The following is a 14,681-nucleotide window of genomic DNA, read 5'->3' as shown; positions in this document are numbered from 1 at the left end:
AGTGTCAACAAGCAACGGGGCTCTCCCCCTTCAAACACATAAAAGGAAACACCCATGAGCAAGGTATTAGTTCTTAAATCCAGTATTCTGGCAGGGTACTCTCAGTCTGGTCAGTTGTCTGATTATTTTGTTGAACAGTGGCGTGAAAAGCACTCTGCTGATGAAATCACTGTCCGTGACCTGGCTGCAAATCCTGTACCGGTACTGGATGGCGAACTGGTGGGTGCGATGCGCCCGAGCGATACACCGCTGACGCCGCGTCAGCAGGAAGCGCTGGCGCTGTCCGATGAGCTGATTGCTGAGCTGAAAGCGCATGATGTGATTGTTATCGCCGCGCCGATGTACAACTTCAACATCCCAACGCAGTTGAAAAACTACTTTGACCTGATTGCCCGCGCTGGTGTGACCTTCCGTTACACCGAGAAAGGCCCGGAAGGTCTGGTAACTGGAAAACGTGCGATCGTGCTGACCAGCCGTGGTGGTATCCATAAAGATACGCCGACCGACCTGATCACCCCGTATCTGAATGTGTTCCTGGGCTTTATCGGTATCACCGACGTGAACGTCGTCTTCGCGGAAGGCATTGCTTACGGTCCGGAAGTGGCATCTAAAGCACAATCCGATGCAAAAGCGGCAATCGACAGCGTCGTCGCTGCCTGATGATTGACCCTCTCACCATCCGGTGGGAGGGTTTTTACTTCTTTGCCTGCTTCCCGTGAATGCGATTAATATCACGCCAGATGGTTGCATAATCCCTGCATTTCGCCAGATTCTCTTCCCAGCAATGAAGCAAAAATTGTTCAGGCTCCGCGACATCCCGGCTTAACAGCTTGAATACCCAACGATTCCAGACATACCACTTGAAAAGCCACATGATTTCACCCCAGGACGCTACCGGAGGGGAACTATATCAACATCGATATCATGCAGTGTGGCAACTATTGCGATATCGATGAATAATTCATGTGATGCACTACTTGTCAGCTCCTGCTCAGAAATGAATTATTATTTCCTTAACCATTTCCCATTTATGCCCTGTACATACTCGCCGGGTTTGGCGCGAGCAACCAGCTTTTGTCCGGCCATTTTCGCCACTTCATCTGGCGGAATATTGTTGCTTTCAGCCAGTTGCTGATAGCTGGCGCTGCGCGCTTTATTAATCTCATTCACCAGCGCCTGCGTTTCAGCATCCGTTTTCAGCGCTACAAGATAGCCGTTAAGCGTTTCACCTACCCGTCCCTGCGTTCTGGCTTCATTCAGCGTCAATGCCCATACGTTGCCGCTCAAAAAACTTAACGCCACCAGGATCGCTACAAGCTGTTTTTTCATCGTGACCTCAGAACAGATCGCTGCGCGATTTCAGTAAACTCTCGACGTCTTTATCCACTTTGATATGGATCTCGTGCTCGATTTTGACGTTCATATTGATAGTGATGGGCTCTTTAGGCGCAGCCACTTCGATTCTGGGGGTACACCCCGCCAGCAGAGATGACGCAAGCAGTCCCAGCATGGCAGCTATCGTTTTCATTGTTGTTCCTCACATTCCTTGCCTTCCGGGCAATGGGTTTCTGGCAGCGCTGCATTTTGTTCAAGCCATGCCTGTAAATTGTCGCCAAAACGCAAACTGCGCCATAGCGTAAAGACGTTTTCCTCGTGGGTGTAATTCAAATTAACCGTTCCCACTTTGCCATCCACCCGACTGTTGCCAGTCACCGTTGCCTGCATGGTTAAAACACCGAGGTTATCCAGATTTATTTTCGTCCAGGAATGACTTATTTCCATATAACGCAGCCAGTTAATGGCCGCACCCGCCGCCATATTATCTTTGACGACGGCATCCGCCGTGTCCTTATCAATACGCAACGTCATTGGTCCTGGGTTGGTCAGCCAGCCGTCTTTAATGATCCACTTTTCGTTATTCAGCCATAACGGTAACGCACCGCTGACCGGACCCGACATAGCAAACTGCTTCGGATTTACCGCACTGATGAGTTCGCTGGAGGAGATATTCTGCACCCGTAACAATGCCGGATCGTGCTGCGGCATCCGCAGTTGTTGCATAACCACTTTGCCACCCAGTAGTTCGGCGCTGACATCGCTTAACAGCAACGGATTGTCTTCACTCCAGGGATACCCGCCCTGCAGATCGGCGGTGATGTTTGTCGCAGCAACCTGATTCACAACTTCTGCAATACGTAATGACACCGGCCCCCGCGTACCCAGTTGCCATACGCCTTCGCTAAAACGAAACGGCAGCACAAAATCTACACCGTTAATTTGGTTATCAGGCATCCAGGCACTACCCCCTTTCAGTACACCGTGCCCCCCCGCCTCAAAGCCCTGCTCCGGCGCGGCGGAGAACGCCACCTGCGCATAAAGTTCACCTTCGCGCAGATTCATTTTCCAGTCCGGTGGTACCAATGGCTGGAAAACGGTGAGTGATTGTTTTGGCCACCAGGCCTGGCCACGCAGGCGGATCCCATCCCAGCGCCCATTCAACTGTACAGGACCAATTGCTCCGGCATGAAGTTGACCTTTGAACTGGAAAATCGTCGGATCAGTCCCTTCAACACTGAACTTCAGCGTTGAAGGAGGTAAGACGCTGCCCCCGCTAAAGAGTGTATTTCCGGCATCGAGCGAAAGCGCACCGCTAAACGTCGGTTTTTCGGCATCACGGACCCACACAATCGGCGCATCCATCACCAGACGCGGGTTTTCCACCTTCATGGTGCCATATTGCAGTTGGTCAAACCCGGTCGAGAGGTCGAAAAGTCTCAGGGTGTTGTCGTGCCACTCCCCTTTGCCCGCGACATCCCAAAGCGCATGCATCGGTGTAAAACTGCCTTTGCCCCAATACCGCCACTGCCAACGACCGGCATCAGGAAGAAAATCATTGGCCAGACCATCAAGGTGTAACTCAAAGTCACCCATCTGGTTCTCATGCGCTCGTAAAATGGCCTGCAGACGCCCATCCACACCGCGCTGTGTCACTTTAACGCCAGCCAATGGCCAGCGAATTTCGTCAATATCGAGTGAGTCGATGACTCGCCGACGGGAACGCAGCAATGCCCCTGGCTCGAAAGCGAGCTGCGGATCGATCAGGCTTCCGGTAAGTCTGGCGGGTAACTTCGCGTAGAAGATCAGGTCATCCTGTTTCGCCTCACCGATCAACTGTAACGGCATATCGCTACTATCCACACCGAGCCTACCTGGCCCTAACGTTAATACGGCGTTTCCTTTACCGGCATCGCCTTGCGTCAGAATGTTCAGACGCCCACTCACCACGGCATTTTCCAGACCGGCCTGCCAGTTTTCAACTTTCACCCCCAGACGCCCACTTAACGGGAACCCCTGATAAGGCCAGTTCCAGCGACCGTCACTGATAGTCAGTTGCTGACGCGTTATTTCCCATGGCAGATCGAGAAGCGGATCGACCGCATCCCGTGCCATGACGATCAGTTGTCCGCTGTTTTCTTGCCACTCAAGTTCGGCGTCAACCAGCGTTGGCTCCTGCGGCAAGCTCAGAGTAGCAACCGCATGCCCGCTCACTGGTAGTCCATCAGGAACCAGCGGCATGGTAAATTCACCGACCAGTTTTATCGGCGGCTGCCCTTCAAATGCTGCAACATCCAGCTCATTTACCGTCAGATTCTGTCCGTGCAGACGCCCCTGAAATTTAACTTTTTCACCCTGGTAGCGCAGCTGCTGGGTAGAGGGCGTTAGCGAGAGCGACAGTTTCCCCTGCCACTCCTGCCATGGAGAGAGAATAACGTTGTCGATGTTAATCCAGGTATTGGGTAGCATCGATTGCCATTCAGCCAGCGTTTTTGGCGCTACCGGCGAGGGTTCTGCCTGCGGCAATTTGGCCAGGCAAGCCGAGTCGAGCTCAATTGTCCCAACATTAAGCAACCAGCGGCTGGGGTGAGAGAGCTCTGCCTGAGTAATGCGCGCTAGCGGGCAATCATCGACCAGATAGCGAAGTTCCGGGATATGCAGCCCATGCCGTGTCAGCCGTGGGCTCTCATCCAGCGCAATACGCGTGCCGACAGGCAACCAGACGCCCACCAGCGTGGGAACCCACAGGCCAAGCGTCATGACCAACGTCAGCGGCACGAGAATCAATAATAAGAGGAGTGCCAGAACGGCTTTATATTTACCCTTCATGGGTAGTTAATATCCTGATTTAGCGAAAATTTAAGCCGGTTTAGGCCAGTATTGTGGCATGTTTAACTAAACATGCCCACATTAAGAATAGATGCTTCTGCAAGATATGTCGTTTTTACAGAACGCAGAGTAATCGCCAAGATACTGATAAATCAATAAGATAAAGATTAGTTGCATCCATTCAGGACGGTTATAACAGCGATGCGTCAATCAATACCTTACATTGCAAAATGATGGATTTACAGTGAGTGCGATTAGAATGCTCTGCTGTGCGTCTGTTGCCAAACAAAGGGGTTGTATGAATCATTCGCAAAGAGAAACGCTATGCGCCAGTCTGCCGTTAAACCCACTGCTGGACGCTGAGCTGGCAGGTTATCAATGGGCGCGGAATAATGTCGGTCTGTCCGGGGCGGCAATTTATCACTTATATGGCAAGGCTGATGCGCCAGAGTTATTTCTGAAGCATGGCAAAGGCACCGTTGCGAATGATATCACCGATGAAATGGTCAGACTCAACTGGCTGCAGGCCTATATGCCTCTGCCGACCATCAATCATTTTAGCCGTACGGCTGATGAGGCGTGGCTTCTGACCACCGCGATCGGTGGAAAAACCGCTTTTCAGATGCTGGAAGACTATCCTGATGACCGTGGCGATATTGTTGATGCGCTGGCAGTATTCCTGCGTCGATTACATGCCATTCCTGTCAGTCACTGCCCTTTTAACAGCGACTACCCGTTTCGTCTCTCATTAGCCCATGCACGAATGGTCAACGGCCTGGTAGATACCGATGATTTTGATGATGAACGTCATGACTGGTCTGCCGAACAAGTCTGGGATGCAATGCATACCCTTTTGCCATTTCCACCCGATCCCGTTGTGACGCATGGCGACTTCTCGCTTGATAACCTTATTTTTGCTGACGGTCGCGTGATGGGTTGTATTGACGTTGGTCGCGTTGGCATTGCCGATCGTTACCAGGACCTTGCGATCCTCTGGAGTTGTCTCGGGGAATTTTCACTGTCTTTACAGCAACGACTTTTTCAAACGTATGGTATTTCCGATCCAGACAGTAACAAAGTGCAGTTTCATTTGATGCTCGATGAGTTTTTTTAAACGCTACGTCTGCAATGTGGGGACGTACCGTATGTCCGTACCTGACCCCGCCTACATGGGCAAAAAATAACCAAAATCCGCATGCAGTCTGACATGAGTGAAATCAGTTGTTGAAATTAAAGAACCTGCCCACACTAACAACAGATGCGCTGGAATTTTTCATTACGTCTTTGACTATCAATAATTTTTTATATTTTGTAAAATAATTTGAATTGGATTAATGTGACGTCAAAATCACTGGAGAAAGTCTTATGAAACTCGCCATCTATAGTACAAAACAGTACGACAAGAAGTATCTGCAGCAGGTTAACGAGGCTTTTGGTTTTGAACTTGAATTCTTTGACTTTCTGTTGACGGAAAAAACAGCGAAAACCGCCCATGGTTGTGAAGCCGTGTGCATTTTCGTCAACGACGATGGCAGCCGCCCTGTTCTGGAAGAACTGAAAAAGCACGGTGTGAAATACATCGCGCTGCGCTGCGCCGGGTTCAATAACGTCGATCTGGACGCTGCGAAAGAGTTGGGCTTGCAGGTTGTACGTGTTCCTGCCTATTCACCTGAAGCCGTCGCCGAACATGCAATCGGTATGATGATGACGCTGAACCGCCGTATCCATCGTGCTTATCAGCGTACTCGTGACGCCAACTTCTCTCTTGAGGGGCTGACCGGCTTTACCATGTATGGCAAAACGGCTGGGGTGATTGGTACAGGTAAAATCGGTGTTGCTGCACTGCGGATCCTGAAAGGGTTTGGTATGCGCCTGCTGGCGTTTGATCCCTACCCAAGCGCTGCTGCGCTGGAGTTAGGCGTTGAATATGTCGATCTTAAAACACTGTTTGCGGAGTCTGATGTTATTTCCCTGCACTGCCCGTTAACACCAGAAAATTATCATCTGCTCAATCACGAAGCTTTTGAGCAAATGAAAAATGGCGTGATGGTTATCAACACCAGCCGCGGGGCGTTGATCGATTCTCAGGCAGCAATCGACGCGCTGAAAAACCAGAAGATCGGTTCCCTGGGGATGGACGTGTACGAAAATGAACGCGACCTGTTCTTTGAAGATAAGTCCAATGATGTGATTCAGGATGATGTGTTCCGTCGTTTGTCAGCCTGTCATAACGTCCTGTTCACCGGGCATCAGGCATTCCTGACTGCCGAAGCGTTGACCAGCATTTCTGAAACAACCTTGCAGAATCTGGCTCAAATCGCCAAAGGCGAAACCTGCCCGAACGCCCTCTTCTAATCATTCCGCTCCCCCGCCTCCGGGGGAGCATTTTCAGATAACCCCCGATGATAAATCTGGCGATATCATTACCATCATGAATGCAATTCCGCCACGAACGTAGAGAAAGTTAATGAAGAAAATTGTCACGCTGATTGCGCTCAGCATGCTTATGGCTGGCTGTGTGAGCAATGGAAAAATTTCCGTCAATCGCGAACAGTTACAGCACCACCGTTTTGTTTTACAGAGCGTCAATGGCAAGCCGGTAACCGTCGCCAATAACCCACCTGAATTAAGTTTCGGTGAAAATATGACGGTGTCGGGAAAAATGTGTAATCAGTTCCACGGTCAGGGCAAGCTGTCCGACGGTGAATTAAAAGTGAAAGACATGGCAATGACGCGCATGATGTGCGCCGATCCACAGCTTAACGCGCTCGACGGCATCGTCAGCGAGATGTTTAAGCAAGGCGCACAGGTTGATCTGACTGCTGACCAGTTAACACTGGCTACGGCAGAACAAACGTTGACGTTTAAACTGGCAGATTTAATGTAGTAAAAGCAGTGGTTCAATAATTTCCACAGCTTCCGGCGGCAAGCGACTGCTCACTACAGCGTTTGCCGTTAGGTAATGCACACATGCCGATGGCAGAACCATCCAGTTGACGGGCAACGGATAGCGAACCGCCAATCATGGCGCAATTTGCCTCTCCAGAACTGGACATTGCGGCCTTCATCCCCGGTGCGACATGAGCGGCGGTTGCCTGCTGAACAGGTTCACTGCTGCACGCCGATAATAATAACGCGGCACACCCTACCCAAAACGCTGCGCGCATCTTACTCCCCTCTGAATATTAACCAAACGACACAGCCATAAATAATAGGCAGCGAAAACACCGCCGTCGAGAGGCAAAATGCGCATTTATGCGTGCTGTTTACATTTTCTGGCAATTTTTTGGCTCCTCCTTTGATCAAACCATTCATTCTGATTATTCCCAGGACACAAAAGCGAAAATCTGTCTTTAGCGCTTTTGCTAAAATAGAAAGATATAACTACAGGATTCGCCGCGGTTACGCGGATCCCTCTTTTTGCGCAATGTAAGGGTGTCAGTATGCAAACAATTGACGGTAATGGTGCGGTTGCTTCGGTCGCATTTCGTACCAGCGAAGTTATCGCCATCTACCCGATTACACCAAGTTCGACGATGGCGGAACAGGCAGACGCCTGGGCCGGGAACGGGCTTAAAAACGTGTGGGGGGATACCCCTCGCGTCGTTGAAATGCAGTCGGAAGGCGGTGCGATCGCGACCGTTCACGGCGCGTTGCAGACCGGCGCGCTCTCTACGTCGTTTACCTCATCGCAGGGCCTGTTGCTGATGATCCCAACGCTGTACAAACTGGCCGGTCAGTTGACGCCATTTGTGCTGCACGTTGCCGCGCGTACGATTGCTACTCATGCGCTGTCTATCTTCGGTGACCATTCCGACGTAATGGCGGTGCGCCAGACGGGTTGTGCGATGCTCTGCGCCAGCAGCGTCCAGGAAGCACAGGATTTCGCACTGATTTCACAAATCGCCACCCTGAAAAGTCGGGTGCCTTTTATTCATTTCTTTGATGGTTTCCGTACTTCGCATGAAATCAATAAAATTGTGCCGCTAGCCGATGACACGATCCTCGGACTAATGCCGCAGGCGGAAATCGATGCTCACCGCGCCCGCGCGCTTAATCCAGAGCATCCGGTTATTCGCGGTACATCTGCGAACCCGGATACCTACTTCCAGTCGCGCGAAGCGACAAACCCCTGGTACAACGCGGTTTACGAAAACGTCGAACAGGCGATGAACGACTTCGCCGCGGCGACGGGCCGCCAGTATCAACCCTTTGAATATTACGGTCATCCGCAGGCAGAACGCGTCATTATCTTGATGGGTTCTGCGATTGGTACCTGCGAAGAAGTCGTCGACGAGTTACTTGCTCGTGGAGAGAAAGTTGGCGTCCTGAAAGTTCGACTGTTCCGCCCCTTCTCCGCCAGACATTTACTGCAAGTATTACCAGAAACGGCGCGTAGCGTTGCCGTTCTGGATCGCACCAAAGAGCCTGGCGCCCAGGCAGAACCGTTGTATCTGGATGTAATGACCGCGTTGGCAGAAGCCTTTAACTGCGGTGAGCGGGAAACCCTACCGCGTGTGATTGGCGGACGTTACGGGCTTTCTTCTAAAGAGTTTGGCCCGGACTGCGTGATGGCGGTGTTTAATGAACTGAGCAGCGCTAAGCCCAAATCACGTTTTACGGTCGGTATTTATGACGACGTCACCAATTTGTCGCTACCTCTGCCAGAAAACACCCTGCCCGGTACCGCGAAGCTCGAAGCGCTGTTCTACGGTCTGGGCAGTGACGGTAGCGTGTCGGCCACCAAAAACAATATCAAGATTATCGGTAACTCCACGCCGTGGTACGCGCAGGGTTATTTCGTCTATGACTCGAAAAAGGCAGGTGGCCTGACCGTTTCTCACCTGCGCGTCAGTGAGAAGCCTATCCGTTCCGCGTATCTGGTATCGCAGGCTGATTTTGTCGGCTGCCATCAGTTGCAGTTTATCGATAAATATCAAATGGCCGAGCGTCTGAAGCCTGGCGGTATTTTCCTGCTCAATACCCCGTACAGCGTGGATGAAGTCTGGGCGCGTTTGCCGCAGGAAGTTCAGGCGGTCCTGAATCAGAAGAAAGCCCGTTTCTATGTGATTAATGCGGCCAAAATCGCGCGCGAGTGTGGTCTGGCTGCGCGTATTAACACCGTGATGCAGATGGCATTCTTCCATCTGACGCAAATCTTACCTGGTGACAGCGCGCTGATTGAATTACAGGGTGCGATTGCGAAAAGCTACAGCAATAAAGGTCAGGATCTGGTGGAACGTAACTGGCAGGCGCTGGCGCTGGCACGTGAATCCGTTGCCGAAGTGGCACTGCAACCGGTTGATCCACACAGCGCCAACCGTCCGCCGGTAGTTTCCGATGCCGCGCCTGATTTCGTGAAAACCGTCACCGCAGCGATGCTCGCCGGACTCGGCGATGCCCTGCCCGTTTCAGCGTTACCGCCGGACGGTACCTGGCCGATGGGTACCACGCGCTGGGAAAAACGCAATATTGCCGAAGAGATCCCAATCTGGAAAGAAGATCTGTGTACCCAGTGTAATCATTGCGTTGCCGCCTGTCCGCACTCGGCAATCCGCGCCAAAGTGGTTTCACCAGAAGCGATGGAAAACGCGCCTGCCAGCCTGCATTCGTTGGATGTGAAATCACGCGATATGCGCGGTCAAAAATATGTCCTGCAGGTTGCACCTGAAGATTGCACCGGTTGTAATCTGTGCGTCGAAGTGTGCCCTGCGAAAGACAGGCAAAATCCGGAGATCAAGGCCATCAATATGATGTCGCGCCTTGAGCATGTTGAAGAAGAAAAAGTTAACTACGACTTCTTCCTCAATCTGCCGGAGATTGATCGCACTAAACTGGAACGTATTGATATTCGTACCTCGCAGTTGATAACGCCGCTGTTTGAATATTCCGGCGCCTGCTCTGGCTGTGGTGAAACGCCGTATATCAAACTGCTTACGCAGCTGTACGGCGATCGTATGCTGATCGCCAATGCGACCGGCTGTTCATCAATTTATGGCGGTAACCTGCCCTCAACGCCGTATACCACCGATGCCAATGGCCGTGGACCTGCATGGGCGAACTCACTGTTTGAGGATAACGCCGAGTTCGGTCTGGGCTTCCGTCTGACGGTGGATCAGCATCGTGTGCGCGTCATGCGTTTACTGGAACAGTTTGCCGATAAAATCCCGGCTGAGCTGAATGACGCCCTGCACGCGGAGGCAACACCAGAAGTCCGTCGTGAGCAAGTTGCCGCGCTGCGCCAGCACCTGAAAGATGTCGAAGGCGCACAGCAGCTGTTAACCGATGCCGACGCGCTGGTCGAAAAATCCATCTGGCTGATTGGCGGCGACGGCTGGGCTTACGATATTGGCTTTGGCGGCCTGGATCACGTCCTGAGCCTGACCGAGAACGTCAATATTCTGGTGCTGGATACTCAATGTTACTCCAACACGGGTGGACAAGCATCGAAAGCCACGCCGCTCGGGGCCGTCACCAAATTTGGCGAGCACGGTAAGCGCAAAGCGCGTAAAGATCTTGGCGTCAGTATGATGATGTACGGGCACGTGTATGTTGCACAGATCTCTCTGGGCGCACAGCTAAACCAGACGGTGAAAGCGATTCAGGAAGCGGAAGCCTATCCAGGTCCGTCGCTGATTATCGCCTATAGCCCATGTGAGGAGCACGGTTACGATCTTGCGCTAAGCCACGATCAGATGCGCCAGCTCACCGCTACCGGGTTCTGGCCGCTGTACCGCTTTGATCCGCGTCGTGCAGACGAAGGTAAACTGCCGCTGGCGCTGGACTCTCGCCCACCGTCAGACGCGCTGGCTGAGACATTGATGAACGAGCAGCGCTTCCGCCGCCTGAATGCTCAACAACCCGAGGTTGCGGAGCAACTGTGGAAAGACGCAACGGCTGACTTGCAAAAACGCTACGATTTCCTGGCGCAATTGGCAGGAAAAGCAGAAAAGAGCAGCACTGATTAATACGCTCTGTCAGGTATTAACCAGGAGTCAAAAAAAGCCCGAACAATTGTTCGGGCTTGTCAATTTATTCGCTGAGTAGTGAGCATTCCTGCCAACATACCAACGACAATAAATTAAGTCGTGACAATAAAGGCATATAACCCGCGCAGAATAACGCAATGAGATTCACTTGTATAATTTTTATTTTATATATTTCCACAACAAAACATTCATGATAATTATCACCATTTCAGCAGAATTATTTATTTAAGGTTTTACTTAAGGCGTAACAATTCATATTTATCTCTTTACGGAACTTCTCCTTTAGCATGCTTTTACTCCCTACACGGGTAGTCACAGGTTAATAAAAAAACTAAAGGATTATTTCAATGAACAGAAAAGTATTGGCACTTGTAATTCCTGCACTGTTAGCGGCAGGCGCTGCTCACGCTGCTGAAGTTTATAATAAAGACGGCAACAAATTAGATCTCTATGGCAAAGTAGACGGCCTGCATTACTTCTCCGACGACGCCAACAGCGATGGCGATCAGACTTATATGCGTATGGGCTTCAAAGGTGAAACTCAGGTTAACGATATGATCACCGGTTATGGCCAGTGGGAATATCAGGTTCAGGCTAACGGTACTGAAAGCGGCGATAAAGGTGATTCCTGGACTCGTCTGGCCTTCGCCGGTATTAAAGTTGGCGACTACGGTTCATTCGACTACGGTCGTAACTACGGTGTACTGTACGACGTAGAAGGCTGGACCGATATGCTGCCAGAATTCGGTGGCGACTCCTATACCAAGGCTGATAACTTCATGACCGGTCGTGCTAACGGCGTAGCGACCTACCGTAACACCGACTTCTTCGGTCTGGTTGACGGTCTGAACGTTGCGCTGCAGTATCAGGGCGCGAACGAAAGTCAAAACGGGCAGGAAGGCACCAATAATAGTGGTGACCGTAATGTGAAGAACTCCAACGGTGACGGCTTCGGTATCTCCTCTACCTACGATCTGGGTATGGGCGTAAGCTTCGGTGCAGCATATACCTCTTCCGATCGTACCAACGAGCAGGTAAATCAATCCACTGCTGGCGGCGACAAAGCGGATGCGTGGACTGCCGGTCTGAAATACGACGCGAACAACATCTATCTGGCAACCATGTACTCCGAAACCCGCAATATGACTCCGTATGGCGGCTCAGACGGTCACGACAATACTATTGCCAACAAAACTCAGAACTTTGAAGTCACTGCACAGTACCAGTTCGACTTCGGTCTGCGTCCGGAAGTGTCTTTCCTGATGTCTAAAGGTAAAGATCTGGGCGTAAATGGATCTGACGGCGACCAGGATCTGGTGAAATATGCATCCGTAGGCGCTACTTACTACTTCAACAAAAACTTCTCTACCTATGTTGATTACAAAATCAACCTGCTGGATGAAGATAAAAGCTTCTACACCCAGAACGACATCTCTACCGATGACGTTGTAGCACTGGGTATGGTTTACCAGTTCTAATCTGTCTCTGTCAGCCCGCTGGCAACAGCGGGCTATCCTTTCATTAATAGCAATTCTGTTTTATCCAGATCAAAACATTATATCTGTTGCGTTAAAACACACCTTTGATAGATGATATCTTGCATTAATACCTGTAGTAGAGGATATCTGCAATGAATCATCACCCCGTTAAATCATCCCGTATTGCATCCGTCGGCTATGACGAATCCTCTCGCACACTTGAAATTCGCTTTCATCAATTGTCTACGCTGCAATACCAGCATGTCCCCGCGCGTATTTTTCATGATTTCCTGAGCGTGGTCTCCAAGGGCCGATTTTATGATGGGGTTATAAAAGGGAAATTTCCTGAAATCAAAATAAAGTGATGCCAAAATGTGATCTTTGTCATTGTACATAAAGTGCCATTACGCGGTAAGCTTTACGTGGATACTTAAACAGGAGGTTTTATGAACAGAACGATTCTTGTACCCATCGATATTTCAGACTCAGAATTAACTCAACGCGTTATTGCCCATGTTGAAGCAGAGGCAAAAATTGACGATGCGCAGGTGCATTTTCTGACCGTTATTCCGTCATTGCCCTATTATGCTTCCCTGGGACTGGCCTACTCGGCGGAGTTACCGGCCATGGACGATCTGAAAGCCGAAGCGAAATCTCAACTGGAAGAGATTATCAAGAAGTTCAATATCCCGACGGACAGAGTGCATGTTCACGTTGCTGAAGGTGCGCCAAAAGATAAAATCCTGGAGATCGCCAGGAAATTACCTGCAGATATGGTCATTATTGCCTCACACCGACCGGACATCACCACTTATCTGCTGGGCTCTAACGCCGCAGCCGTGGTGCGTCACGCGGAGTGTTCAGTTCTGGTGGTTCGCTAAGCTGTCTGGCCCGCACACCGTTGCGGGCTTTTTGTTTCTCCCTCTTTTACCCCGCGATTCCTGACCTAAATGTGCTGACATTTTTCCCGCTTATCCGTACCATACACGCCACAGTTTTTATATCAGACTTTTTTTGCCGGACTATCCGGCGTGATGCATACTCTTCTGATGCCACACTACGAATTGAGCCTCTATTAAATGTCGCAAAATCAAGATATTAGTAAGAAAGAACAATACAACCTGAACAAATTACAGAAACGCCTGCGTCGTAACGTAGGTGAAGCTATTGCCGATTTCAATATGATCGAAGATGGCGATCGCATTATGGTGTGTCTTTCCGGTGGGAAAGATAGCTACACCATGCTGGAAATCCTGCGGAATTTGCAGCAAAGCGCCCCAATCAGTTTTTCTTTGGTCGCCGTAAATTTGGATCAAAAACAACCGGGCTTCCCGGAGCACATCCTGCCGGAGTATCTGGAACAACTGGGTGTTGAGTATAAAATTGTCGAAGAAAATACCTACGGGATCGTCAAAGATAAAATTCCTGAAGGCAAAACGACCTGCTCTCTCTGTTCTCGTCTGCGCCGCGGCATTTTGTACCGCACGGCAACCGAATTAGGCGCCACCAAAATTGCGCTCGGACACCATCGCGACGACATCCTGCAAACGCTGTTTTTAAATATGTTCTACGGCGGGAAAATGAAAGGCATGCCGCCGAAGCTGATGAGCGATGATGGTAAGCATATTGTGATCCGTCCGCTGGCCTATTGCCGCGAAAAAGATATCGAGCGCTTCTCTGAAGCGAAAGGTTTCCCGATTATTCCGTGCAACCTGTGTGGTTCACAGCCTAACCTGCAACGTCAGGTGATCGCTGATATGCTGCGTGACTGGGACAAGCGCTATCCAGGTCGTATTGAAACGATGTTCAGTGCGATGCAGAATGTGGTGCCTTCTCACCTGAGCGATATTAATCTGTTCGATTTTAAAGGCATCAAACACGGCTCAGAAGTGGTAGATGGCGGTGATCTGGCATTCGATCGTGAAGAGATCCCACTGCAACCAGCAGGCTGGCAGCCGGAAGAAGATGAAAACCAGTTAGATGAGTTGCGTCTGAACGTGGTGGAAGTGAAGTAATAGAGAGGATGCCGTATCCGGCCTACTGGACAAGG

Annotated in this window: 14 protein-coding genes; 9 read left to right on the top strand and 5 right to left on the bottom strand. The window is 50.6% G+C overall.

What is annotated here, in order from left to right; all coding sequences use genetic code 11:
- Positions 1–54 precede the first annotated feature (54 nt).
- Positions 55–660, top strand: coding sequence for an FMN-dependent NADH-azoreductase (gene azoR, locus HV041_RS08280; protein WP_005126702.1), 606 nt, complete (start codon positions 55–57; stop codon positions 658–660).
- Between the two features lie 34 nt (positions 661–694).
- Here the strand turns inward: azoR and HV041_RS08275 are convergent, their stop codons facing one another.
- From HV041_RS08275 to HV041_RS08260, 4 genes are all read right to left on the bottom strand, one after another.
- Complete coding sequence (locus HV041_RS08275) at positions 695–874, bottom strand: hypothetical protein (protein WP_121584690.1); 180 nt, start codon at positions 872–874, stop codon at positions 695–697.
- Positions 875–1,005: 131 nt separating this feature from the next.
- Positions 1,006–1,329, bottom strand: a complete 324-nt coding sequence (locus tag HV041_RS08270) for a YdbL family protein (RefSeq protein WP_061067968.1) — start codon at positions 1,327–1,329, stop codon at positions 1,006–1,008.
- A 7-nt stretch (positions 1,330–1,336) separates the two neighbouring features.
- On the bottom strand, positions 1,337–1,528 hold the full coding sequence (locus tag HV041_RS08265; protein ID WP_045442846.1) for a YnbE family lipoprotein: 192 nt from the start codon (positions 1,526–1,528) through the stop codon (positions 1,337–1,339).
- On the bottom strand, positions 1,525–4,164 hold the full coding sequence (locus HV041_RS08260) for a YdbH family protein (protein ID WP_165712372.1): 2,640 nt from the start codon (positions 4,162–4,164) through the stop codon (positions 1,525–1,527). The genes HV041_RS08265 and HV041_RS08260 overlap by 4 nt, the downstream gene beginning before the upstream one ends.
- Positions 4,165–4,462: 298 nt before the next feature.
- On the opposite strand from HV041_RS08260, the gene HV041_RS08255 reads away from it, so the two are divergent.
- From HV041_RS08255 to hslJ, 3 genes are all read left to right on the top strand, one after another.
- Positions 4,463–5,278 carry an APH(3')-I family aminoglycoside O-phosphotransferase gene (locus tag HV041_RS08255; RefSeq protein ID WP_121584691.1) on the top strand — a complete coding sequence of 272 codons (816 nt, stop codon included), beginning with the start codon at positions 4,463–4,465 and terminating at the stop codon, positions 5,276–5,278.
- Between the two features lie 251 nt (positions 5,279–5,529).
- Positions 5,530–6,519, top strand: coding sequence for a D-lactate dehydrogenase (gene ldhA, locus HV041_RS08250; protein WP_048211554.1), 990 nt, complete (start codon positions 5,530–5,532; stop codon positions 6,517–6,519).
- A 112-nt stretch (positions 6,520–6,631) separates the two neighbouring features.
- A complete protein-coding gene (gene hslJ, locus HV041_RS08245; RefSeq protein ID WP_048211553.1) occupies positions 6,632–7,051 on the top strand; it encodes a heat shock protein HslJ in 420 nt (139 codons plus the stop codon).
- A 13-nt stretch (positions 7,052–7,064) separates the two neighbouring features.
- Here the strand turns inward: hslJ and HV041_RS08240 are convergent, their stop codons facing one another.
- Positions 7,065–7,331: a DUF333 domain-containing protein gene (locus HV041_RS08240; RefSeq protein WP_003020360.1), complete on the bottom strand. Its 267-nt coding sequence runs from the start codon at positions 7,329–7,331 to the stop codon at positions 7,065–7,067.
- Between the two features lie 276 nt (positions 7,332–7,607).
- On the opposite strand from HV041_RS08240, the gene nifJ reads away from it, so the two are divergent.
- The 5 genes from nifJ (at position 7,608) to ttcA (ending at position 14,646) form a co-directional block, all read left to right on the top strand.
- Entirely contained in the window at positions 7,608–11,132 is a 3,525-nt protein-coding gene (nifJ, locus tag HV041_RS08235) for a pyruvate:ferredoxin (flavodoxin) oxidoreductase (RefSeq protein WP_048211552.1), read from the top strand.
- Between the two features lie 368 nt (positions 11,133–11,500).
- On the top strand, positions 11,501–12,631 hold the full coding sequence (ompC, locus tag HV041_RS08230; RefSeq protein ID WP_121584692.1) for a porin OmpC: 1,131 nt from the start codon (positions 11,501–11,503) through the stop codon (positions 12,629–12,631).
- 152 nt (positions 12,632–12,783) lie between these two features.
- A complete protein-coding gene (locus HV041_RS08225) occupies positions 12,784–12,996 on the top strand; it encodes a KTSC domain-containing protein (protein WP_121584693.1) in 213 nt (70 codons plus the stop codon).
- A gap of 81 nt (positions 12,997–13,077) precedes the next feature.
- Entirely contained in the window at positions 13,078–13,512 is a 435-nt protein-coding gene (gene uspF, locus HV041_RS08220) for a universal stress protein UspF (RefSeq protein WP_005126652.1), read from the top strand.
- Between the two features lie 198 nt (positions 13,513–13,710).
- Positions 13,711–14,646, top strand: a complete 936-nt coding sequence (ttcA, locus tag HV041_RS08215; RefSeq protein WP_048211549.1) for a tRNA 2-thiocytidine(32) synthetase TtcA — start codon at positions 13,711–13,713, stop codon at positions 14,644–14,646.
- Positions 14,647–14,681 lie beyond the last annotated feature (35 nt).

It is taken from the genome of Citrobacter sp. RHBSTW-00029 (assembly GCF_014104295.1).
Classification (GTDB): Bacteria; Pseudomonadota; Gammaproteobacteria; order Enterobacterales; family Enterobacteriaceae; genus Citrobacter; species Citrobacter youngae.
This window is presented reverse-complemented; position numbering and strand designations above follow the sequence as displayed.